Genomic DNA, 21,541 nt, shown 5'->3' on the forward strand with positions numbered 1-21,541 from the left:
ACACCCCCTCATTCCCTTACTCGGAGTAAGGGTATTCAGCTCGCGGAGTGCTGCCCCTGCTTGCGTGCGACGGCGGCACGAAGCTCGATCAGCTCGGCCTCCTGCTCCGCGATCTTCTCGTCGCGCTTGGAGAGCGTGCCGTTCGTCTGGGTCTTCACCTCGTCGAGCTTCTCGTTGACCTTGCCCAGGCCGTAGAACGTCACCGCCGCCGTGACCGTGAGCCCGAGAATGGTGGCTACGAACGCTGTGAAGGTGGCGGAGGCGTCCGGACGGTGGATCTGGAGGATGAAGGTCCCCACGATGCCCACTCCTCCCAGGAGCGAGAAGGCGAGGAACATGACGTTCTTGTTCACAGGGTCACCTCCAGGTGGAACGCGCCGGTGTTGAGGCGGTCGTAGAACCGCATGGCCTGATCGAACGCGGGGCGGTCGAGCTTCTTACGGTCGGCCCAGGGCTGGCACCAGCCGCGGTCCTCCAGGATGTTGACGGTCCCCTCGGCGCCCTCGGTAGCGATCGGGAGCCACCACTTGCCGAGGGTGGAGACGACGATGCACTCGCCGTTGTCGGTGGCGACGTAGGCGCGGGCGCCCTTGCCCTCGCGGGTGATGATCTTGTTCAGCACCCCCGCGATCCGGTCAACCTCGCGGGTGATGTGCGCGCCGATGTTCTCTCGGTCCTTGTCGGCGTCGCGCTCGGCCCCTTCGAGGGCGTCGAGGCGCTTCTCGATGCGCGCGAGGAGGGCTCGGTCTTCTTCGCTGAACATGTCGTCTTCACTCTCTGCGGTGGGGTTGTAGAAGTACTTCTCGGGGTTGAGGAACACGCCGTTAAGCCGAAGCTCCTGGTGGAGGTGCACGGGCCAGTTGCCGCCGCTGTTGCCCATCCGAGCGATGTGCTGGCCCTCCGCGACGTTCTCCCCCACGGCGACGTGTACGGCGCTCAGGTGGGCCAGGAGGGACTCGTAGCGGTTGCCGTGGTCGATGAGGACGCGGAGGCCGTAGGTGCCTTGCTTGCCCACGGCGATGACCTTGCCCGCGGCGGGCGCGTTGACCCTGAGGTCCTCTTCCGTCTGGTCGCCGTGGCCGATGTCGGTGCCGAGGTGGGAGGGCACGTTCGAGCCGGGAACGTTCGTCGCTCCGAAGTGGCCTGTGACCCGGCCACGTGCTGCCTTGATGATCTTCACGAGGGCACCTCCGCGGAGTAGAGGGCTGCGACCTCTTGCGGGGTCAGCGCTCGATCCCAGACCCTCAGGCGAGCGATGGAGCCGATGACGTAGTTACCCGGTCCGGCAGTCAGCTCGACGGCACCGACGGTGAAGTCGCACGGGGTCGAGTTGAGGCCCGCCGTGAAGACGTAGGGGTTCTTGGAGTAAGTGTTCCCGAGCCCATCGGTGTAGGTCGGGTAGCGCTCCGCCACACCGTTCAGGTAGGAGATGGCCTGCGCACCGTCGTAGGTGCCCACGTGGAGCTGCCAGGCGCCTCGGGTGAAGCTCTGCTTGCTGGCGGCGTAGTCGCGGGAGAAGGGGTAGCCGGGAGTGGGGCGACCATCCTTCGAGATGTGGAAGTTGCTCTTCTCGTCGCCGCCGTATGTGTTCAGGTCGTAGAAGAGGCCATAGCTGCGGCGGGGGTCGTCGTTGTCCTCCTGCCAGCACCCGCCGACGAAGCCCGCGTTGGTGTCGGTGAGGTTGACCCATGCGGCGACGGTGACGGCGTTGCCGGTCAGCCCGATGTTGAGCCGTCCGACGTTCTCCTTGGCGAGGCGCAGGAAGCTGTTGCCCGAGAAGTTGATCCCGGTGCCGAAGGGGGTCGTGACACGGGTAGCCGTGCCGGGTCCAGCCTGAGAGAGCGGGAGGTCTCCCGCCGTCGAGCGGAACGGCGCTGCGGACTCGGTGAAGTTCCACTGCGCCAGCGGTGCGGGCGGGACGACCTTGGGCGTGATGCCGCCGACCGTCGTCCATCCTCCGGAGGTCCGAATACGGAGGCCCGAGAACTCGCCCGTGTACCCGGCCATCAGGAGATCGTTCCCGGGTAGGCAACCTTGGCGTAGGCCCTGACGGCTGCGACCTCTGAGGGCGTCAGGGAGCGCGGGTAGACGAAGACTGCGGCGATCTTGACGTTGGCGAAGCTGGTGAGTCCACCGTTGGCGGCGAGGCGAAGCTCGATCTGACCGCTCGCTCCTGCGGCACCGCCGAGGGTCACGTCATCCACCCAAATCTGAGACGAAGCGCCATCCGAGACCGCGGTGAAGAGGTGCCATGCGGTATCGACGGTGGCCGTGTGGGAGAGCGTGGTGCCGTTCGTCATCGAAATCTTGGAGGTGCTCGTGCTCGCGATGTTGTTGCTGCCGGACGAGCCACCGACCAGCACCTTGGACGCTGCTGCGGTCACGTAGCGGGCCAGGATGAGCTTCGTGTACGCCTGCGGGACGGTCGCGATTGCGGCGTCCATCCGTCCGTTCGTGCCGTCGAACACGAAAGACTTAAGACCATTCGTGTTCTGGAAGATCACGCCACCAGTGGCGGTGAAGGCGGGTGCACCGGCGACACGGTTGGGCCAGGTCGTCGCGGTCGTGCCGTCGGCGGAGGTGATGTCGACAGCCTCGAAGCGGTGAATGAAGCCGGACGGAATCTCCGGCGTGGGGGCAGAGGTAGGCGTGAGCCAGAGATCACCGTTGATGCGTCCGACGGGATCGACGGTGCCCACCCAGATGACCGGGCCAGCGGTGGCCGGACGAATCATGTTCGCGTTGGAGCCGTGCTCGAAGATCTGCACCGACGCACCAGCGGGGCCAGCAGGGCCAGCGGCACCAGCCGGACCGGCGAGCCCTCGGGGGCCTGCGGGACCCGGAATCTTGGCGACGGCCTTGATGCTCTGGAGGCCCTTGTTCAGGAGCGAAGAGAACTTGCTATCGGGTGCGGCAAGGTCATCCTCTGCGAAGACGTAGGCGCCATCCTCGTCGTAGAATCCGGGCATTAGAGGGTCTCGCCTTCTGCGATTGCGTCGCGGGTAACGACAGTCATCTCATCGGAGTCGAATGAGTAGGAGACTGAAGCCACGACCTTCGTGAGTCGAGTGCCATCGGGAAGGCGCAGATTCACACTATCCCCAGGATAAACCGTGTAGTCCGAAACGGCGGTCAGCCTGACATCCTGACCACGAGTGCGCACGAATCGAAGAAGAGTCGATGCCGCGCCAGGACCCGGGTAAGGCGACTCTCGTTCGAAGACTCTCGGCTTGGTCGGATCGGGAACGGACTTCGCATAGTCGATCCGGGTCTGTGCGTCTCCGTTCGCATCGTCCCAGGAGTACTTGACGATCACCGCGTCACCCCAGGTATTCAGGCGACTCCGGACGTCGGACATCGAGGTCACATTCTCTCGTTCGAAAGAGTGCGTGCGCGGGCCGACGTTCTGCGACTTCAGATGCCAGTAGCCCAGGTGATCGCACCAGAGCTGCTTTCCGGCCGCTTCGACCATCGGCTTCAGGTAGTCCCATGCCGTCACTCCGGCCTCCCAGACCGACGCCTCGGGGTCGACCTTCGGGTAAGGGAGGTCTTCCGAGAGGAGCACCCTGCCAACCGTGTTCTGAAGCACGTAGCTGACAATCGTGCCGAGGAACTCATTCCCGGGTGCGTAGGGCGTCTGTCCCGAGCTGGCGTCCTGCATCAGGAGAGCCTCTTCACCGGCCAGCACGAGGGTCATCTCGTCGCGCTGGTAGTCGGCCTCCGCCTCCATGAGATAAAGGTCGGTGTAGAGGGTCTGGTCCTCGGGAGGGTTCGGTCCGTTCCACCGGTTGATGAGCGACTCGCTGAGCACAGCAATCTGCTTCGAGGGGGCGTAGTCCTGCGACATTCCGGCCAGCCCACGCCCGCGGTACCGGGATGTCAGCACGGCAATGGAGAGCGGCTCACCGCCGTCGAACCGCTTCGTGATCTCGATCCGCACGCGCTGAAGTGTCCGGGGGTCCAGGAGCCGGAGGGTGTCGAAGTCAGGGAGCGGGATGGTGAGGTCAGCCTCCACGAAGGGGACGTTCCGCTCGTCCAGAGTCAGGGAACCGGCGATGATGGGAAGCTCGGCCAGCCGAGTGCCATTCGAGCTGATGAGCGCCGCGCTAACGATGTCCTGCGAGATCATGTGGCGTACACCTCAACGAAATCAGTGGTGAGGATCCAGGCCTTCCGAGACACCGGATCCTGAGCGAGACGGAGTTCTCCCACTGCCCGATAACGAAGGTTCACCACACCGGGCTCATCCACGACGATGCGACCCGGCTGAGTGTGAATCGACATGGCCGTGTCGGCAGACTCCTTGTCGGGGAGGATGTAGGTGAGGGTGCCCCGACGAAGGCCACGCGGGCGGAAGGTGAAGTCCGGCGAGATGCTGCCGAGAAGCTCGTGCACGATGGTCCGAGTGTCGACATTCCACTGGATAGACGAGGCTTCGAGCGCGGCGACATTCGCGCTCATCCCGAGCTGATGAATGAGAGTGGCCATTAGTAGCGCTCCTCCTTGACTCGCATGGTGATTGCCGGTCCGCCGATGCGCTTGGGAATGCCGAAGACGAATCGGTCGTAAGCGCTGGAGTCGACCGTGACTCCGACCGCGGGCCCGGTGATTCGGTCCGGGATCTCCTTCTGAAGCTCGGAGTTGTAGTTCTGTCCGCCCGTGCGACCGAGCGTTCCCCACACCTCCGCGGTCTTCTGCTTCTGCGCCAGCGGCGCCTTCACGTAGGCCTCAATGAGGGGTGCAGCGTCGGCACCCATGGAGACGAGGTAGTTGTAGGCGTCGTCCGAGATCTCACCGTGCAGCGTGCTCATGTTGGAGCGGTAGTTGGCCATGGCCGTCACGCGCTCTTCGAGAGCGGTCGTGTACGCGGCGAGGTCGATGGCACCTGTCTCGGCGTCGCGGTACTTCTCCCAGGACTCCCCGACATCGGCCAGCTCTTCCTGGATCGAGTCGGCGTAGGTCGCCGTGCGCTCGGCCTTGGCCTCCAGCTCGGGACCGCCTGCGGCGATGTAGGCGTCCTCTGCGAGCTGCGCCTCCTGAGCGGCGGTGCGTGCCTTCTTCAGGCCGTCAACGATGAGCTGCGAGTCCTCAGCACGGCTCAGGGCGGCGCCGTAGCTCGTCTCCTTGGTCGTGTCGATGGCGGCGGCTTCGTCCTCCAGCGCGCGCTTGTGGTCCTTCTCCTTCTCGATCAGCTCATCGAGGCCCTCGGTGTTCCCCGCGTAGGCCTGAGCGATCTTGTCGAAGCCGGAGGCGGCGGAGTCGGAGAGCTTGTACAGCTCGGAGAGCGACTCTCCACCCTCGTCGGTGGCGGCTGCCATCTCCTGCAACTTCGACACGAGGTAGTCGAGGCTCGGGCCTCCCTCGTTGCCCACCTCGATCAGCTCGGAGGTCAGGTCTGCGATCTTCTGACGGAAGGCCTCGGAGTCCTCTCCACCCTCCTCCAGCTTCGCGATGACGAAGCCGATACCTGCTGCGGCGGCGACACCAGCGGCAAGACCGGCAGGACCGAAGCCAGCGAAGGCGTTGGCGGCGACCTCCTGGAAGGCGTCTCCGATTGACTGTGCGGATCCGTCGAAGCTGGCGGCGGCTTCCTTGGCCGTCGAGGCTGCCTCGTCGCCAACCTCCTTCAGACCGTCGGACGCATCGTTCGCACCGCGCTTGACTTCATCTCCGAGGCTGGAGCCCGCTGACTTGGACTCGCGCTTGACCTTATCGGCCATGTCGCGGAACGTCGTTTCGAGCTTCTCGACCGCGCGCTCGCTGTCCTTGGTCCCGTCCTTCACGCCGTCGGAGAGTCCGTCCCCGATCTTGCGACCGGTGCGGTCCGCGTCCCTGGCGCTGTCGTCGATGGCGTCGGTCAGCCGGTCGACCGAGCGCTCGGCATCCCGGGTGCCGTCCTGCACACCGTCGGAGAGCCCGTCCCCGATGCCACGGCCTGAGCGGTCCGCGTCGCGGGTGAGGTCGTTGAGGCTGTCGGCGGTGTCGTCGAGCCCTCGGGCTACGTCCTTCACGCCACGCTGGAAGTCTCGCGTGTTGGCGAGGATGTCGATGCTGATGCCCTTGGCCACGAGATCACTTCCCTTCGATTGCGTCGTGGAATGTCTTCACTACGACCTGGACCCACAAGGCGGCGAAGCGCGGAATCATCCGCTGAGCTGCCGGGTACACGGCGTAGCCCTTCCGACGCTGAGGCCGGAGCTGCGCTCTTGTGCGCCGGGTGACCGAGTAGGTCTTCCCCTTCGAGGAGGTCGCCGTGTAGGTGTTCTTGGCCTGACGGTTAGCACCGAACTCGACCGCGGCGTAGGACTCGCTCGGCTTCAGCCCACCGGAGAGAGCACGGCCAACGCTCGCTGAGCTGAGGCGCACGTTCTGGTTGGAGACGGAGAGCCGTGCCGTGTCGACGAGGACTCGGTGTTCGAGCCGGGTCTCCGCCTGCTCGGCCACGGCCTTCTTCCACTCGGGCATGCCAATGGCCTTGGTCGCCTTGCGGATGTTCGCCTGCACTGCCTTCTCGGCGCCTCGGACACCCAGGAGCGCGGCCTGCAACTCCCGGGATCCGAAGACGTCGATCCGGAACACGACTACGGCGTGACGGCGGTGATGGCGGTGGGCTTGCCCTGCACACCGAGCGTGACGCTGGCCGCTGCGGCTGCACCGACCGCGCCACCGATGGGACCGGGGACGAGGATGACGTCGGCCTTGAAGCCCGGTCCGCCGTTGATGGGGATGAACTGGATGTTCTTGACCACACCGTCGTTGTCGAACAGCAGGCGGCTGAGGCTGGTGGCCGCTGCCCAGTCCTGCGCGTAATCGATCGTGACGCTCCAGGTGGTCGTACCGGGCATCGTGTAGGAGGCGTCGGGGGTGCCGCCCTGCCAGGTGACGCTGGAGGTCGCCGGGGTGAAGGTGACGCCCGAGACGCTCTTCTCGAAGTTGTCGGCGGCGACGCGGAGCACGAGGTTCCGGAGCACGAACGGGGTGGCTGCGATGTTGGCCATGGGGATCAGTCCTTCTTGGTGATGATCGAAAGGGAGATGTCGTAGCCCAGGTACTCGCCTGCGCCGACCTTCTGCGCCTCGGTCCAATCGACCCCGTTGAGGGAGTCGAGAGCCGTGGTGAGTTCGAGCACCGAGTCGTCGAGGTCGTCCTCGGCCCGAGTGGTGTCGATGTGCGGGGTGACGATGGTGAGGATGAAGCTCGTCTGGAGCGAGCCGATGGGCGACGCCGGGAGCTTCGAGATCTTGTCCTGCTTCAGGAGCACGGTCGTCTTGGTGATGACGCCCGGGTCCCGCTGCTCGGGGATGATGACCCAGCCCTTGGGCAGGAGCGGCTTCAGAAGGTCGGAGAGCTGCGCACGCACGGTGCTCATGTGACGACCGGCCTTCCTCGGAGCGGGCGGAGGAGCTTCTTGACGGACCAATCCATCGGGAAGACGGTGACCGCGAAGCCCTCTCCACCGATCTGGCTCTGACCGTTCGACTTGACCGACTGCCAGAGCGCCCGTGCCTGGACAAGCTGCGCCTGCCGGTAGCGGATGGGGACCGGTCCGGAGTAGGCGGGAGCGAACTCCTCGCACTGCTCACGAGCGGCCTCGAGAACGGTCCAGAGCTGCACGTCATCGAGGGGCGCGTCGGCCCACTCAGAGGCCCTTGCCGAGGCCAGGGAGTGCCAGCCGGAGAGCTGCTCCACCACGACGGGAACCGGGCTCAGGGAGAGCCTGGGGCCGTTCTGGGACACGAGCACAGGGACGATGCGCCAGACCCCGGGAGAGGTCAGCACGGCCTCCTCGGGCCATTCGAGCGTGATGCTGTCCTGGTCGACGGAGGCGACGAAGCCCGACGTCTGGACGGGCGTGTAAGCCGGGTCCAGGAGGGTGACCTCAGCCCCATCGAAGGGCTCCAGGTCCAGCGGCTCACCGTCCCGCTCAGGAGCGAGCACGAGCACCTCGGCCGGGATGTCATTGACTGTGTAGTGCATCGCGCTCGCTCCTTTCTGGGTCGGTGGTGCGGGGCCGGCTAGGCGTTGTTGGTGACGAGCTGGAGCGCGCCGGGGAGGTCGATCTTGACGCCGATGTAGCCGTGCACGGCCTCGTCGTAGCCACCCTTGGCGAGGTCGACAGCCGAGACGCGGATCGGGGTCGTGCCCAGCTCCAGCGCGGTCGCCGCCTCCTTGGCACCCACGAGCGCCTGACCCGCCGCAAGGCCGGTGTGCGGGACGACCTTGAAGGACTCGATCTGTCCCTCCTCCAGACCCATGGCCTGGCTGAGGAACTTCAGCCCCGCCTGCTCCGGGGTCCAGAGGATCTGCTCGTACACGTCGGGCGCGACGAGGGCGAAGGACGGCGTGGCGTCGGCGGCGATGACACGGAGCGAACCGCGCACGAGCTTGGCGATGCCGGGGTTGACCGTGGCCGGGACGCCCGTGCCGAGGACCGCGGTGGTCGCGCTGGAGAGGATCTGCGCGAGCGCGTAGGCATCGGACTTGATGGCGTAGCTGTCGACCATGGCCCGGGTCAGCGAGGCGATGAACTCCGCGTTCTCCGGGGTGTTGAAGTCGGTGTACTCGCGGGCGATGTCCCACGCTCCGGCGAAGCGCTGAGCGGTGCCGGTGTACGGGGTGACCGTCGGGGTGTTGGTCGGAAGCTCGCTCTTGTTACCCGTCCAGACGCCGACCTCGGGCTTGACGTTCCAACGCCAGCCGGTGAACTTCAGGCCCGTCAGGGTCCCGCTAGACAGCAGGGGAATCACCTTGCGCTGGAAGCCACGACCAGCCCACAGCTCACCGACGAACGCGGGCTGAGCGACCGTGAGTCCGGGAGCACCGGCGCTGTCGTACTTGATATCCGCGAGCGCCGCGAGGAGCGACGGGTCGGTCGAGTCCTTGGCCGCGATGACGGCGGCGAAGAGGGAGTTGGCGTCGATCTTCTCGGCGGGCTTGGGGGCGCCAGCCTGGAGGGTGCTCGGGACAGTGGCAGACACGTCGGTCTCCTCGTTCTCCGGAGCGTCGTCCGGCTTGGGTTCGGTCAGTTCGATGACCTCGGTGATGGTGGTCTTGTCGCCGTCGATGACGGTCTTGCGGGTGCCCTGACGGAGGAAGGTCTTGCCGTCGGCGTCCGTGTACTCGTCCGAGAACTTCTCCTCGGTCGTCACGGGCTCCCCGCCTACGTCTGCCGCCATGAGCGCTGCGCTCGGGAACGCACCCTCGGTGACGAAGGCGGCGCCGAAGAGGACTCCAGAGACGGCCACACCGGCGCGAAGGACGATGTTCTTGACCTCGGCGGAGAGCTTCGAGCGGGAGCCGTCCGCGATCTCTGCGAGGAGCGTGTCGCCCTCCGGGTTCTTGCCCACGGAGAAGCTGGCGACGATGCCGGAGTCGGTCTCGACGGCGGACAGGAACCGACCGACCGGAGACTCGGAGTCGTGCTGCACGTTGGCGTTCAGGACCTCTACGTCCTCGGGGATCGTGATGGCCCCCTTGGCGATGCTGAACTTGCCGAGGTTGGTCGTGCCGACCTCACCGAAGGGCAAGAGGAGACCCGAGACGACACGGGCCTCTGCGTTGGCCTTCAGCGTGCCTGCTTCGATCTTGGCGATGGTCATGGCTAGTCCTCTCGGGGAGTGCCGGTGGAGAGCGTGGAGGCGCTGAACTCGAAGGCCACGTGCGTGCCACGGGGCACTACGTCGTCGAGACTCAGGCGGGCCTCGATGGGCTCGGTCCAGGCGCTGAGGCGGTCTGTGAGCGCGTCCTGCTCGCTCTGCTGAGTCGCATAGGTCAGGGAGGCCTGAGCCTGCGAGGCGTCAATCTGGGAGGCCGGGAGACCAAGGATCCCGGCGATGTCCAGGCGGCTCTCATTGCGTCCGGAGACGAAGAGGTCGGTGGCCTTCTCGCCATGGGTGATGAGCTGAATGGTGGACGGCGTGTAGATGACCGCCTGACCGTCGGGGTTCTGTCGAGCCTTGGCGACGTTCTTGACGTACTCCTCGGCCTCGGGCTGACTCATGCCCTCTTCGCTGAGGTCGTGCACTTCGAGGAGCGGGATGGGAGAGCGCACGCGGCTGCTCCACGTCTGCTCCATGTTTCTAGCGGAGCGGAGAGCGTCGGCATTGTCGGCCAGGAGAGACGAGCCGTCACCCGGGATGAGGATGACGCTCTTGTCGTCCTTGACGATCTCCCCGTGCACGAGGATGTGGCCGTCCTGGTCGGTGGTCCATTCGTCCATCGGGACTCGTACGGCGTCGAGAAGAAGGCCATCCGCTCCGCGCTCGGTCGCCCAGAGGCTCCAGCCGTAGAACAGGATGTCGTCGATGGTCGCCGCCATGCGGTGCCACGGAGAGATGCCAGAAGTTGAATTCGACCGATAGAGCCACGTCGGCTGATTCGCGACGAGAGAGCCATCGGCATTCAGAGCACGGAGCGGACGTCCCGCGATCTTCGAGATGAGGAGCCGACGAGCTGCGGCCACAGCCGGGATGCTCATGGCAAGAGCCCGGGTAACGGGAAGCTCACCGTTGACGGGACCGATCAGCTCGGAGAAGGCGACCTGTTCGAGATGCGAAGCGTCAGCCCACGGAGACAGAAGAGGCTTCGGTGAAGCGACGACAGAGCTGATGCTGTCACGCTTGAATGCCGAAAGAAGTCCCACATGTACAAGTGTGGAGACTTAGGTATGAATCAAGCGGCCTTCTTCTCGAAGAAGCGACGTGCATTCTTTGCCGACTTCGATTCCGGGTGGTGGGCGTTCTCATGAGCACAAGCCTCACGGTGAGCGGCGAACTCATCGATCTTCATGAAGAGCCTCGTGTACTGAGGGCAGTAGGGGCAGTAGACGACGATGGTCTCGGAACTGCGGTCAAGTCGGGCCATGGTCATCCACCTACAACAATCATCTTTCGAGCGGGGCCAGTCGGCATGGTGTCGTACTGGCGAAGAGCCATTGCCGCTGCTTCGAGAGCCGTGATGTCGTTCTCGGGAGAATCACCGCGGGAGAAGGCCCACTTGCCTCGGTCACCGATGTTCCGCTTGCCAGCGACTCGGACGGCGGAATCGAGCACGTCATCTTTGTAGTGGACGAGATTCTTGGTCTCGACCTCCTTGGCCAGGAGAGCTGCGGCGGTGGTGATGTTGTGCATGGTCTGCACGATGAGCTTGGGCTTGGGGCGCATGCGGAGCATGGCCTCCGTCTCGACAGTGATAGGGCCCTGACTATCGACGGCGGTGGCCATCTTCGTCGCCAGGTAGTTCGCCTTGACCGACTGTCCAAGCCAGGCCACGCCGGGGCGGTGCTCACGCACTGCGATGTGCGCCACTCCATTGACCCGCCACGCGATGGCGATAGCCGTGAAGGTCTGGTCCGGATGCACCGCTGCGGCCATGGTGAAGCGCTTGGGGATGTCTGCTTCCTCATCGGTGCCGAGGGTGGTCCAGGTGTCGAAGTCGAGGGCGCCGGATGCCGTGCCGATGTCTCCGAAGATGCTGAGATATTCCTCCTTGAACTGCGAGAGCTTCAGCTTCTCGAAGCGCTCTTCCACGACCTCGATGCGGGTGAGGAAGCCGACACCGGGGTGAGACCTCTCCACGAGAGGACGTGCCTTCTGCCAGCACTTCTCTCCGTCCTCATCCTGGAGATCCGCATCCGTAGTCGTCTCTGGCGCTGCGTACTCCAGGATGCCCGCACGTGCCTTCCCAGCCCGTCCTGAGAGGAGAGCCTCGTAGAGGATCTGTCCCTTCCGGAAAGTGCCCGCGGTGCCTGCCACGATGATCTGTGCATCCGGGCGGGTGTCCATCGTGCTCAGCGCTCCAGCGAGCACGTCGTCACCCATCTCCTCGTCGGCCTCTCCACCCTCATCAAGAATGATGAGGTCGTAGCTCTCGGAACGGAATGCCGCACCGTTCGGAGAGAGGATCTGGAGGATGGAGCCGTTGGTGAAGTCGAGCTTCTCCATGCCGGACCCTCGATAGATTTTCACGGGCGATGACTTGGGATCCGGGTACACGCGCTCTAGCGGCTTCACGAGTCCATCGTTGAACCGGTCCCGAGCCTTCTTGCCGGTCGTGAGCATGACGTAGGCGACCCTGTAGTCGTCGATCATCGAGCACCGCCCCATCGCGAGTGCGAGGAGGCTGGAGGTCTTGGCGGAGCGCCTCGGCTGGAGGATGCCGATGAAGTTGCTGTCCACGTTGTTGCAGACATCCGCCAATCTGAGCTGCTGCGGATAGAGCACATCCATCCCGCGGATGGTGCCCACACCGGTCAGGCGTGCTCCCTCTTCGAACTGCGCTCGACCCTCGGCTGAATCCGACAGAGCCGACTGATGAAGGGGCGCAATCCCGCTGTCTCGCCACTCTTCCCAGCTCGATCCGGGCCAGTAGATAGAAGTTGTGCTGACGGCGGGCGAGGGTACGGACGATGTGTCAAAAGAAGTTCGAGTTGATGCGAGTTCGAGCGGCATCGTCTACCAATTCCCGTGTCGGATGTGGCTCTTGCGTCGAGCTGCGTTCGTGATGGCTGCGCCTCTCTTGCCACCGTCACTGGTGTTGCACTTGGCGTGCGCTGGTCCCACGTTCGAGAGCACGGGCTTACCACCGTGCTCAGCTCCAACGATGTGGCCGACGTGCCACTTGTCCGAGCGAAGGACTGGCTTGCCACACCCGTTGATGCACAGCCTCGGGAGTGAGGGAGCGATCATGGCCCTCAGCTTGGGGCTGTGCTTCGACCACTGCTGCTGGGTGTGGTGCCTGGACATGAGTGGGTACTACTTGCCCAGTCCGCGCTTGACTCCACTGACTGCGGCTGCGAGGAGAGAGGTCGCTTCCTCGTCCGGCTGCGCGAGCTTGGCACCGTGGGCGAGAGAGGCCTCGATCTGCTTGGGACTCATCTTCAGGTGGATGAGCTTGGCCCCGTGTTCGAGGATGAGATCGATGGCAGCATCTTCGATCTTCTGATTCTTCTCTGCCTCATCGTGGATGTTGAGTGCAGTGAAGAGAAGGCGGTTGGCGCGGGCATTCGCGGCAGTAGCGGCGAGCTGTGAGAGACGAGGAGAAGACATGCCTGAAGCTTAACAGGAGAAGGACCCTTATACCATTCCTAGTACAAGGGCCCTGCATTTCTACTTTTATGCCGAGAGAGTGACCTGACTACGCTCTCGTGCTAGCTGCTCGCCAAGCTGCTTGTGCAGCATCTCCATCTTGGACAAGCATTCGAAGAGCTGAAGCTCACGACGGAGTGCAGCATCCTCGTCCTTGGTCACCTGATCCAGGTACATCATGTAGCGACGGTGCACCTCATCCAGCCTGAAGATCAGGCGGAAGGAGTACGGCGCGGTCATGGTCTCAGTCTAGTCGAGAGAGCCGTAGAGGAACTCGGACATGTCCTCTTCGTCGAAGTCCGACACGTTGTCGTCGGGCAGGTAGCCGCGCTTCATCTTCTCGGCTTCGATCTTTTCCTCGGGAGTCGGAATGTTCAGCGCCGCGTACAGCTCAGGGATGCTCTTGGCACTGGACTGAGTGGCCTTCTGCTGGCGCAGGGCATCGAACTCAGACTTGTGCTGCTCGTTGGTCTTCCCGCCCGTTACAGGGGCACCTGCGGGCTGTGCGTCCAGCCTGGCCTGGTACTTCTTGATGGCCTGGTTCGCCTTCTCGATGTCCAGGTCGGCACCGCTGAGGGGAGTGGACACCTTCAGCTTCTTCTCCTGAGCACGGAGCGTAGTCATCTGCGCGGGAGTGGCGACGAGGCGACGAGCCTTGCGAGTAGCCATGTGCTTGTCGATGGACTTCGCCACACTGCCGGGAGCCTTGCGCTCCTGAGTGTTGGCGTGCTCCTTGAAGGCACTGATGGCCTCGTCCGTGTTCGGGATGAACCCGAGCTGCACGACGAGATCGGACACGAGCTGCACCTGAGCGGGTGAGGCAAGACGAGGCATGGTGAGAAGACTTTCGTGAGTGTGAGAAGACGGGCACAGAGGTGGCCCACTAGAACTTTCTAGAAGCTCTCCCGCCCTGAGGCGGTCGTACTAGAACTTCTAGAACAGAGAGCCCTGGGGCTCGCTAGAACTACTAGAAGGATCATATCCACCTGGTCAAGACCCATACAAGGCATGAGTGCTGATGAGGAGTGCTTCTCAGGGCTCTTTCCCAGAGAGGAGTTGTCATATGTCAACCGCTTATGTCCAAGATTCTTCTTTTCGCCCTCGAATCTTGTTCTGAGGCATGAAGAAGGCCCCCGGTGCTGAAGGAGAACAGCTTCCGGGGGCCTTGTGGTCTTCTCACGGACTCGGGTCCATTGTATCAAGCTCTGTACCGAGAGGGAAGGGTGTCACTAGCACATACACCCTTCACGAGGAGAGCGACTCCAGCACCCGCTGTGCCTCCTCGGTGATGACGGGCGTGCCGTGCTCGGGGTCCTGGTCGAAGCGAGTGCGACGCCAGAGGACCATGACTGTGCTCGGGTCGAAGCCCCGCCGCCCCTGCGGTGCGGGCAGGATCCTCACGAAGACGAGTGCGGCGATGATGGCACGCTGCACATCTAGTGGTGCCGTCAGGAAGGCTTCGGCTGGGCTCTGCGTGCCGAGGATGCTGCGGAGGGTGTCATCCTCCAGAAGAGCTGCTCGACGCCTCTCGGCGTCTTCGAGCTTAGCCGTGACCTTGGCGCTGGCAACGCCGTACCTGCGCCCGTCGATGGTGCCCGAGTCGTAGTCGTCCTCGATGGTTGCGAGACGTCCTCGGAGGGCCTCGACCTCAGCATCCAGGCCACGTGCTGCATGGTCATCGGTGGTGACGAAGAGAGAGGCTGCGTCTGGCTGGCTGAGACGCTCGGAGATGATGTTTCGGACGTGCTGGTCGATGGGGGCCATGGAGCGAGTGATGTGCCCGCCGAGACGGCACCAGTACCTCGGCCCGTTGCTCTGAAGAGGCCGCTTGCACTCACCACAGATGAACAGTCCTGAGCCGAGGTGCTTACGTGCGGTGCCCTCGCGGTTGAGCTTGCGGCGGGGGTCCTCCAGGCGGCGCTGTGCCGCGTCGAAGGCTGCCTCCGAGACGAGGGGAGTCCAGGTCCCCTTCTGCCCCGTACGGGCGCCCCGGTAGACGACGTGGCCCGCATAGGCGGCATTCGTCAGGATGGTCCGCACCGAGCTGCTGTGCCAGGTCGAGCTGCTGTGCCGAGGAGAGACGCCCTCGGCGGTGAGCGCGTCCGCGATTCCCTTGATGGAGTCGCCCGAGTTGAAGGAGGAGAAGATCCTGCGCACGACGGTGGCCTCCTCCTCGATGACCTCACCGCGGGTGCTGTAGCCGGTCAGCCGAACACCGCGGGGCAGCTTCCCCTGCTCGGATCGCTGGAGGCTCGCGCGAGTCTGGCGGGCGCTGGTGCGCTCGATCTCGCCTCGGGCCACTGCCGCCTTGACTCGGGCGTACATGCGCCCTCCGTCGGTAGAGAGGTCGGCTTCGCCGTTGCTCGTGACGATGAGGAGCCCGCGCTCCTCGGCTGCGTCGATCCAGTCTTCGAGCTGCCTCGGCTGTCGGGTGAGGCGGTCGAGGTCCCAGACGATCAACGCGTCGAAGCGCCCTGCTTCGAAGTCCTGCACCATGCGGTCGTACTCGGGGCGCCGGACAGTGCGCTTCGATGCCGAGATGCTGTTGTCGATGTAGGTCTCGACGATGGTCCACTTTCGTGCTGCTGCGATCCTCTCGCCATCCTCGCGCTGGCGCTGCACACCGAGACCCTCACCGGTCTGGTCGAGGCTGATGCGGAGGTACAGGGCGGCGCGGGTCATGGGCCAAGTGTTGCATGACGACGTACCGAAGTGGAGTTCCGCTTCAACGTGTAGTCGGGCTCCGGCTCGTCGAACCGCTTTCGGCTCGCAGAATCCGAGGATTCTTGCGAGCCGGAGCTGTATCCACGAGCCGGAGTGTGGGCGCGGCGACGGCATCCGCAGCGGGCTGCTGAGTGCGGCGTGGTATCACGCTGGTATCATCGACGCATGGCGATGACACTGAGGCTGACCGACGAGCAGGAGCGCGCCCTCGCGGCTCTCGCCGACTCGCAGGGCATCAGCAAGCAGGAGGCGACGGTGCGCGCGATCCTCGAGGCGGCGGATCGCCGAGTGCAGCGGGCAGATGTCGCCGAGCTCTCGTCCCGCGGGCGCGAGCGGTACGCGGCGCTGCTCGACCGGCTCGCCCAGTAGTGCGCTACCTCGGACTCGAGGATCTGCTCGCGATCGCCGAGGACCTCGGAGTAGCGTCGGTGCGCGATCTCGGACTCCTCGACTCCGCCGCTCACCGACCGCAGTCCTCGCTCTACGGCCGCGAGGCCTACCCGGGCATCCATCTGAAGGCAGCGGTACTCCTCGAGTCGATCGTCCGCAACCATCCGCTGGTCGACGGGAACAAGCGGCTCGGCTGGCTCTCGGCCGTGGTCTTCCTCGGGCTGAACGGGCTCGATCTCGACGCGCCGGACGATGAGGCGTACGACCTCGTGATCGGCGTCGCCACTGGAGCGGTGCCCGCGGAGGAGAGCGCCGGGAAGCTCGGCAGCTGGACGCATGCGCTCGGCTGATCGCCGGATCCGGACGCGTGAGCTCACTCGGTGCAACGTGATCTCACTCGGTGCAGAACGTCGGCGAGGATGAAGCTCGACTGGGCGACCAGGAGGTGCGTGCCGACGACGATCGAGGCGACCAGTCGGCGGGTCGCGCGGGCGTCCTCCGCCGACATCAGCACGACGATGCCGTGGCGCTCGGCATGCTCGAGGAGACCGGGGGACAGAGTCGGGGCTGAACCGGCTCGCTCGTCTCGGCATCGAGGCCGTCGGCCCGACCGAACCTGCGGCCGGGCATCGTTGCCCTCACGACGTGGTCGTGACCTCGTGCAGCGAGCCGCCCGTCCGGCGCCAACGGAGGCCGTGGGCGTCGCGGAAGGACATCTCGGTGACGGTCCAGCCCGGGTTGTTCATGATGGGGACGGCCTCCTCCGATCGGGCGGTCCGCTCGACGGGCAGGGTCCAGGGGTATGTGGTGTCGCCGAAGACGACGTAGTCGCCGGGAGGCAGGATCGCGAGTCGGAGCGGAGCCAACCGCTGAGGCTCGTGCGACTTGCGCGGTGCGTAGGTGCTGTTCACCTCGACCTCGAACACCGGGGCGTCCGAGCTGTTGTGCAGGAGCAGTCCGCGGCGCTGTCGCTCGTCCTCCGCGGACCTGCCGACGCACCAGGCGGCGATCCCGGATGCCTGCTCGCGCTTCGCCCGCTCCGCCGAGACCGCATCGCGGTCCGTCTCGACGCGATGGAGTCGGCGGGAGACGACGACCGCCCAGACGGCTGCGCCGAGGGCTCCGATCGTCGCGAGAGCCGAGATCCAGTCGGTCGCCTCTGATCCGTCCACCCAAGAGCCCCCTCGTCCGGCACCCCCTCCCCGGAGCGCATGAGACCAGCGTAGCCAGCCGGTCGGTCGACCCCCGAGTCGCGGCGCAACGCGCGCGGTCCGCTTCCGAGGAGCCTCGCGAACAGCGACGAGCCGCCCTCAGTTCAGGACGTCCCCGATGAACCAGCTCGAGAGACCGACCAGGACGGACGTGCCGACGACGATCCAGGCGACCAGCCGACGCGTCGCGCGGGCGGCCTCCTCCGAGGTCAGCGGCGTGGGTCGCAGCGGTTTCACATACGCGGCGGGCAGGTCGTACAACGCGGCCACCGGCACCAGCGGGGGCAGCACGACCGGCGGGCCGTCGACCCAGTGCTCCGGCAGCTCGGAGGCGCGCGCGGCCTGCAGGGTCAGCTCCGCCTGGAGCGGGGAGCTGCGGAGGGCGGCGTGGGCGGCGGCGGTCAGGCCGAGGCTCTGCAGGTGCCGGACGGTCGGCGCGAACTGCTGCGAGACGGCGGGGGAGAGCTCGCCGACGCGGGAGCCGTCGAGTCGGATCTCGATGCGGTCGTCGAGCGGATGGAGAGTCACGATCACGAGGCCGCGTCCGCCGCCGGGCAGGACGTCGACGAGCTGCGCGAAGTGCTCGTCCTCGCGGAGAACCTGGAGGCCGCGGCCCCAGGGGATGAGCGAGTAGGGCGTCGGCGGCGGCGTGTTCGCGGGGGCGATCAGCTCGGCGTCGACGAGGGCGAGGCGGACGGAGGCGCGCAGTCCGCGGCTCGTCCGCGTCGCGGTCAGCTGCCCAGCCGTGGTCGGCACCACTCCGCTGGCGGTGATGCGCGCCAGCCGGGGCTGGTAGGCGGCGGAGTCGGGCAGGTAGCCGATGACCCGGCCCGCGGCCCGCACGGAGACGGCGGTCGGGTCGCCGGGGCGGTCCGACTCGGGAACGAGCTGGACGTCGATCCGCTGCTCGTGGCGCTCGTCCTTCTTCAGGGTCCGTCCGAGCACGGCGGCGATCTCCTCGAGGCGGTCGGACTCGCCGACGACGTCGACGGTGGCGGCGCCGTCGGCGTTCGGGAGCCGGTAGTGAGCCGGAGCGCCGTCGAGGACGCGAGGCGAGGCTCCGTCGGTGGCGGACTTCCGTGCATCGGTCCAGCGCTCGCCGTCCCACCAGCGCAGCGTGCCGTCGCCGTCGGCGTACCAGCCGGCCGCGGCCGTCGAGTCCTGCTGCACCGGAGCCCCCTTCGTCTCAGCCCGGAAAGTCTACCGATGAGGTCGGACACGGGCGGGAACTCACGTCCTCCCGGGGGGACCCGATGACCGGATCCTCCACAGAACCGTCTCGTCGTTCACAGTCCGCCGACCGAGCACTGCACGCTCGTCGCATGGGAATCCGCTATTACGCCTACACCTTCGACGCGGACGCGACCGAGTCGGCCCTCGCCGATCCTCGGAGCGTCATCTCCGCCGATCCCCTCGCCGATGCGTGGGGTCTCCCGCCGGGCGCGATGTCCGCTGTCACCGACCCCGTCCAATCGGTGCCGAAGTCCGAGATGCTCTACCTGGACAAGGCCTGGTCCGCCCTGCAGGCCCTGACAGCACCGGCGAGCGCACACTCCATTGCTCGTCCGAGTCATCGCATGTTCGAAGGTCGAGTCACGCCGGTCGACCTCGGCTGGATCTCGTGGTCGCGAGCGATCACACCTGACGAGGTCCCCCTCATCGCGGCGGACCTAGTGGCGCTTCAGGACGAGCTGACCTCGGAATCAGGCGCCGGGAAGGAGGACGAGTACGTGCTCGACTTCCTGCACCGGGCGGTCGTCTTCGTCAGGCAGGTCGCCGCGACCGGGCGCGGCTTCGCCTATCTGATCGGCTGAGATGCCGTCGAGGAGAAGCCGCCGTCGCGCTCACAGCGCGGGATCCTCCACCGACGGGTCCTCGAGGGCGAGGGCGGCGAGGGGCAGGGGGCTGCCTCCGGTCGGCGCGTCCTCGGCCAGGACCTCGTGGATCAGCTCCGAGACGTGCTGGGCGTGGCCGGGGTTGATCGGCGCCGGGTCCTCGAGGATCTCGACGAGGGTGCGCAGCACAGTACTGGTCTCGGGTCGAGGCATGGCGACAAGGCTAGGGGCGCGGGAGACGGTCGCGGAAGTGCCGATCTGCGCCAGATCCGCTGGCTAGGCTCCGGGCATGAGCAGATTCGACGACGCGGTCATCCTGGTCCTCGGTGCCTCGGGAGGGCTCGGCCGGCTGCTCGCCGACGAGCTGGAGGCCCGCGGCGCCCGCGTCCTCCGCAGCGGACGGGACGACGCGGCCCTCGGGGAGCAGCCGCTGGTCGCCGATCTCCGCGGGGAGGACGCACCCGCTCGGCTGATCGCCGAGGCGCTCGAGCGCCACGGGCGGCTCGACGGCGTCGTGATCGCGGCGGGCGTCGTCGCCTTCGGGCCCTCGGCCGAGCTGGACGAGACCGTCCTCGAGGAGCTCATGGAGGTGAACGTTCTGGCGCCGATCCGTGTGCTGACCGCCGCTTTCGCTCCTCTGGCGGCCTCGGCCTCCGAGGGCCGCGAGCCGTTCGCGGTCACGATCAGCGGAGTCGTCGCCGAGGCGCCCACGGCCGGCCTCGCCGCATACTCCGCCTCCAAGGCGGCACTGCACTCGTTCGTGACGGCGTCGGCACGCGAGTACAAGAAGGCGGGAGTGCTGCTGATCGACGCGCGGCCGGGTCACACCGAGACCGAGCTGTCGCAGCATCCTCTCGCGGGCGAGGCACCGCGGTTCGGGGCTGGTCTCGCTCCGGACGCCGTCGCGACCCGCATCGTGGACGCGGTCGAAGCCGGCGAGACGGACCTGCCGCCCGCCGCCTTCACGGCCTGAGGCTCAGGCGGACGCGAACCGCTTCGCCGAGCGCTCGCGCGCCTTCGCCGCCTCGACCTCGCGGTCCTTCGGCGGCACGGCCGTCACGAGGTCCTCGAGGAGGTGCCCCGTGATGTGCGCGATGTCGGCGACGGCGCGGTCGAACGCCTCCTGGTTCGCCTTCGACGGCTTCGTCGTGCCGCTGATCTTGCGCACGTACTGGAGGGCGGCGGCGTGCACTTCGTCGTCGGTCGCGGCGGGCTCGAAGTTGTGGAGCGTGTGGATGTTCCGGCACATGCGACGAGGGTACGTCCGGCCCGGACGGCGCACCAGGACACCGGCCGTTCACTCCCGCGTCGCCGGAGGCGTCTACCGTCGGCGCGTGACCGCCGCCTCCGAGACCGCTCGCGTCGACCCCGAGCTCCTCCGCGCCCTGACCCCCGACGACGCCCGAGACCTCGTCGTGCTCGACGAGGACGACGACGATCCCGTGCTGCTGCACCGCGACGGCACGCGCATCGACACCTGGCGCGAGGGCTACCCCTACGACGAGCGGATGTCGCGCGAGGAGTACGAGGCGGGCAAGCGGCTGCTGCAGATCGAGCTGCTCAAGCTGCAGAACTGGATCAAGAAGCACGGACGCCGGCTCGTCGTGGTCTTCGAGGGGCGCGACGCCGCCGGCAAGGGCGGCACGATCAAGCGGTTCACCGAGCACCTGAACCCGCGCGGGGCCCGGGTCGTGGCTCTCGAGAAGCCGACCGAGCGGGAGGCGACGCAGTGGTACTTCCAGCGCTACGTCTCGCACCTGCCCGCCGCGGGCGAGATCGTGCTGTTCGACCGCTCCTGGTACAACCGCGCCGGAGTCGAGCGCGTGATGGGGTTCTGCACCCCGGAGCAGTACGACGAGTTCATCCGGCAGACGCCGCTCTTCGAGAGCATGCTCGCCGGCGACGGCATCGACCTCGTCAAGCTGTGGTTCTCGGTGTCGGCGGAGGAGCAGCGTACGCGGTTCACGATCCGGATGATCGACCCGGTGCGGCAGTGGAAGCTCTCGCCGATGGATCTCGCCTCGCTCGACAAGTGGGACGACTACACGGCGGCGAAGGAGGCGATGCTCGCCGCGACCGACACGGACGACGCTCCGTGGACGGTCGTGAAGAGCAACGACAAGAAGCGGGCGAGGCTCGAGGCCATGCGGCACGTGCTGAGCCTGTACGAGTACGACGGACGCGACGACGAGGTCGTCGGAGCGCACGGACCGGATCCCCTGATCGTGGGACCGGCGAGCGAGGTCTACGAGCGGGGCGAGCACATCGCCCCCGCGCGACGGTTCTGAGGGGGACG

At 66.1% G+C, this 21,541-nt stretch carries 30 protein-coding genes; 5 read left to right on the forward strand and 25 right to left on the reverse strand.

What is annotated here, in order from left to right; genetic code table 11:
• Nucleotides 1-35: 35 nt before the first annotated feature.
• The 20 genes from ASF48_RS06945 to ASF48_RS07035 all read right to left on the reverse strand — a co-directional run bounded on the left by ASF48_RS06945 (nucleotide 36) and on the right by ASF48_RS07035 (nucleotide 15,767).
• A complete protein-coding gene (locus ASF48_RS06945) occupies nucleotides 36-353 on the reverse strand; it encodes a hypothetical protein (protein WP_055788377.1) in 318 nt (105 codons plus the stop codon).
• A complete protein-coding gene (locus ASF48_RS06950; protein ID WP_055788380.1) occupies nucleotides 350-1,180 on the reverse strand; it encodes a M23 family metallopeptidase in 831 nt (276 codons plus the stop codon). Before ASF48_RS06950 ends, ASF48_RS06945 begins: the two co-directional genes overlap by 4 nt.
• Entirely contained in the window at nucleotides 1,177-2,007 is an 831-nt protein-coding gene (locus tag ASF48_RS06955) for a LamG-like jellyroll fold domain-containing protein (protein WP_055788383.1), read from the reverse strand. The genes ASF48_RS06950 and ASF48_RS06955 overlap by 4 nt, the downstream gene beginning before the upstream one ends.
• Entirely contained in the window at nucleotides 2,007-2,969 is a 963-nt protein-coding gene (locus tag ASF48_RS19770; protein WP_200930972.1) for a hypothetical protein, read from the reverse strand. Before ASF48_RS19770 ends, ASF48_RS06955 begins: the two co-directional genes overlap by 1 nt.
• Nucleotides 2,969-4,129, reverse strand: a complete 1,161-nt coding sequence (locus ASF48_RS06965; protein WP_055788389.1) for a hypothetical protein — start codon at nucleotides 4,127-4,129, stop codon at nucleotides 2,969-2,971. The genes ASF48_RS19770 and ASF48_RS06965 overlap by 1 nt, the downstream gene beginning before the upstream one ends.
• The gene (locus ASF48_RS06970; RefSeq protein ID WP_055788392.1) at nucleotides 4,126-4,488 is read right to left on the reverse strand and encodes a hypothetical protein; all 363 of its coding nucleotides are present in this window, start codon (nucleotides 4,486-4,488) and stop codon (nucleotides 4,126-4,128) included. The genes ASF48_RS06965 and ASF48_RS06970 overlap by 4 nt, the downstream gene beginning before the upstream one ends.
• Nucleotides 4,488-6,068 carry a hypothetical protein gene (locus tag ASF48_RS06975; RefSeq protein ID WP_055788394.1) on the reverse strand — a complete coding sequence of 527 codons (1,581 nt, stop codon included), beginning with the start codon at nucleotides 6,066-6,068 and terminating at the stop codon, nucleotides 4,488-4,490. Before ASF48_RS06975 ends, ASF48_RS06970 begins: the two co-directional genes overlap by 1 nt.
• A 4-nt stretch (nucleotides 6,069-6,072) precedes the next feature.
• Nucleotides 6,073-6,579 (reverse strand): hypothetical protein, encoded by a 507-nt coding sequence (locus tag ASF48_RS06980; RefSeq protein WP_055788396.1) that lies wholly within the window; start codon nucleotides 6,577-6,579, stop codon nucleotides 6,073-6,075.
• Nucleotides 6,580-6,581: 2 nt separating this feature from the next.
• On the reverse strand, nucleotides 6,582-6,998 hold the full coding sequence (locus ASF48_RS06985; RefSeq protein ID WP_055788399.1) for a hypothetical protein: 417 nt from the start codon (nucleotides 6,996-6,998) through the stop codon (nucleotides 6,582-6,584).
• 5 nt (nucleotides 6,999-7,003) lie between these two features.
• Entirely contained in the window at nucleotides 7,004-7,369 is a 366-nt protein-coding gene (locus ASF48_RS06990; protein WP_055788402.1) for a hypothetical protein, read from the reverse strand.
• Entirely contained in the window at nucleotides 7,366-7,977 is a 612-nt protein-coding gene (locus tag ASF48_RS06995) for a hypothetical protein (protein ID WP_055788405.1), read from the reverse strand. Before ASF48_RS06995 ends, ASF48_RS06990 begins: the two co-directional genes overlap by 4 nt.
• A gap of 38 nt (nucleotides 7,978-8,015) precedes the next feature.
• Nucleotides 8,016-9,599 (reverse strand): hypothetical protein, encoded by a 1,584-nt coding sequence (locus tag ASF48_RS07000; protein ID WP_055788408.1) that lies wholly within the window; start codon nucleotides 9,597-9,599, stop codon nucleotides 8,016-8,018.
• A gap of 2 nt (nucleotides 9,600-9,601) precedes the next feature.
• The gene (locus tag ASF48_RS07005; protein WP_157603074.1) at nucleotides 9,602-10,642 is read right to left on the reverse strand and encodes a phage portal protein; all 1,041 of its coding nucleotides are present in this window, start codon (nucleotides 10,640-10,642) and stop codon (nucleotides 9,602-9,604) included.
• 29 nt (nucleotides 10,643-10,671) lie between these two features.
• Nucleotides 10,672-10,863: a hypothetical protein gene (locus tag ASF48_RS07010; protein ID WP_055788414.1), complete on the reverse strand. Its 192-nt coding sequence runs from the start codon at nucleotides 10,861-10,863 to the stop codon at nucleotides 10,672-10,674.
• Between the two features lie 2 nt (nucleotides 10,864-10,865).
• On the reverse strand, nucleotides 10,866-12,245 hold the full coding sequence (locus ASF48_RS07015; protein WP_055788416.1) for a hypothetical protein: 1,380 nt from the start codon (nucleotides 12,243-12,245) through the stop codon (nucleotides 10,866-10,868).
• A gap of 207 nt (nucleotides 12,246-12,452) precedes the next feature.
• On the reverse strand, nucleotides 12,453-12,743 hold the full coding sequence (locus ASF48_RS20095) for an HNH endonuclease (protein ID WP_082481045.1): 291 nt from the start codon (nucleotides 12,741-12,743) through the stop codon (nucleotides 12,453-12,455).
• A 9-nt stretch (nucleotides 12,744-12,752) separates the two neighbouring features.
• A complete protein-coding gene (locus tag ASF48_RS19335) occupies nucleotides 12,753-13,046 on the reverse strand; it encodes a hypothetical protein (RefSeq protein WP_157603075.1) in 294 nt (97 codons plus the stop codon).
• Nucleotides 13,047-13,112: 66 nt separating this feature from the next.
• A complete protein-coding gene (locus tag ASF48_RS07025; protein ID WP_055788421.1) occupies nucleotides 13,113-13,325 on the reverse strand; it encodes a hypothetical protein in 213 nt (70 codons plus the stop codon).
• 9 nt (nucleotides 13,326-13,334) lie between these two features.
• Nucleotides 13,335-13,883, reverse strand: a complete 549-nt coding sequence (locus tag ASF48_RS07030; protein ID WP_157603076.1) for a hypothetical protein — start codon at nucleotides 13,881-13,883, stop codon at nucleotides 13,335-13,337.
• Nucleotides 13,884-14,330: 447 nt separating this feature from the next.
• Nucleotides 14,331-15,767, reverse strand: coding sequence for a recombinase family protein (locus tag ASF48_RS07035; protein ID WP_082481047.1), 1,437 nt, complete (start codon nucleotides 15,765-15,767; stop codon nucleotides 14,331-14,333).
• A gap of 207 nt (nucleotides 15,768-15,974) precedes the next feature.
• Between ASF48_RS07035 and ASF48_RS07040 the strand changes: the two genes are divergently transcribed.
• Together ASF48_RS07040 and ASF48_RS07045 are read left to right on the forward strand one after the other, a co-directional pair.
• On the forward strand, nucleotides 15,975-16,178 hold the full coding sequence (locus tag ASF48_RS07040; RefSeq protein ID WP_055788426.1) for a hypothetical protein: 204 nt from the start codon (nucleotides 15,975-15,977) through the stop codon (nucleotides 16,176-16,178).
• On the forward strand, nucleotides 16,178-16,549 hold the full coding sequence (locus ASF48_RS07045; protein WP_055788429.1) for a type II toxin-antitoxin system death-on-curing family toxin: 372 nt from the start codon (nucleotides 16,178-16,180) through the stop codon (nucleotides 16,547-16,549). The genes ASF48_RS07040 and ASF48_RS07045 overlap by 1 nt, the downstream gene beginning before the upstream one ends.
• Before the next feature lie 23 nt (nucleotides 16,550-16,572).
• On the opposite strand, the gene ASF48_RS20020 is transcribed toward ASF48_RS07045, so the two are convergent.
• The 3 genes from ASF48_RS20020 to ASF48_RS07055 all read right to left on the reverse strand — a co-directional run bounded on the left by ASF48_RS20020 (nucleotide 16,573) and on the right by ASF48_RS07055 (nucleotide 18,580).
• Complete coding sequence (locus ASF48_RS20020; protein WP_268788501.1) at nucleotides 16,573-16,707, reverse strand: hypothetical protein; 135 nt, start codon at nucleotides 16,705-16,707, stop codon at nucleotides 16,573-16,575.
• A 130-nt stretch (nucleotides 16,708-16,837) separates the two neighbouring features.
• Nucleotides 16,838-17,371, reverse strand: a complete 534-nt coding sequence (locus ASF48_RS07050) for a hypothetical protein (protein WP_055788432.1) — start codon at nucleotides 17,369-17,371, stop codon at nucleotides 16,838-16,840.
• 138 nt (nucleotides 17,372-17,509) lie between these two features.
• On the reverse strand, nucleotides 17,510-18,580 hold the full coding sequence (locus ASF48_RS07055) for a DUF2510 domain-containing protein (RefSeq protein WP_055788435.1): 1,071 nt from the start codon (nucleotides 18,578-18,580) through the stop codon (nucleotides 17,510-17,512).
• A gap of 152 nt (nucleotides 18,581-18,732) precedes the next feature.
• Between ASF48_RS07055 and ASF48_RS07060 the strand changes: the two genes are divergently transcribed.
• Entirely contained in the window at nucleotides 18,733-19,224 is a 492-nt protein-coding gene (locus ASF48_RS07060; protein ID WP_055788437.1) for a hypothetical protein, read from the forward strand.
• Between the two features lie 30 nt (nucleotides 19,225-19,254).
• Here ASF48_RS07060 and ASF48_RS07065 read toward each other — a convergent pair whose 3' ends face one another.
• Nucleotides 19,255-19,458 (reverse strand): hypothetical protein, encoded by a 204-nt coding sequence (locus ASF48_RS07065; protein ID WP_157603077.1) that lies wholly within the window; start codon nucleotides 19,456-19,458, stop codon nucleotides 19,255-19,257.
• Between the two features lie 76 nt (nucleotides 19,459-19,534).
• Between ASF48_RS07065 and ASF48_RS07070 the strand changes: the two genes are divergently transcribed.
• Nucleotides 19,535-20,218 (forward strand): SDR family NAD(P)-dependent oxidoreductase, encoded by a 684-nt coding sequence (locus ASF48_RS07070; protein ID WP_200930973.1) that lies wholly within the window; start codon nucleotides 19,535-19,537, stop codon nucleotides 20,216-20,218.
• 3 nt (nucleotides 20,219-20,221) lie between these two features.
• On the opposite strand, the gene ASF48_RS07075 is transcribed toward ASF48_RS07070, so the two are convergent.
• On the reverse strand, nucleotides 20,222-20,494 hold the full coding sequence (locus ASF48_RS07075; RefSeq protein ID WP_055788443.1) for a DUF2277 domain-containing protein: 273 nt from the start codon (nucleotides 20,492-20,494) through the stop codon (nucleotides 20,222-20,224).
• Between the two features lie 136 nt (nucleotides 20,495-20,630).
• Here ASF48_RS07075 and ppk2 point away from each other — a divergent pair, with 136 nt between their 5' ends.
• The gene (ppk2, locus tag ASF48_RS07080) at nucleotides 20,631-21,533 is read left to right on the forward strand and encodes a polyphosphate kinase 2 (RefSeq protein ID WP_055789111.1); all 903 of its coding nucleotides are present in this window, start codon (nucleotides 20,631-20,633) and stop codon (nucleotides 21,531-21,533) included.
• Nucleotides 21,534-21,541 lie beyond the last annotated feature (8 nt).

The sequence above is a fragment of the Rathayibacter sp. Leaf299 genome, from assembly GCF_001423055.1.
GTDB lineage: Bacteria > Actinomycetota > Actinomycetes > Actinomycetales > Microbacteriaceae > Rathayibacter > Rathayibacter caricis.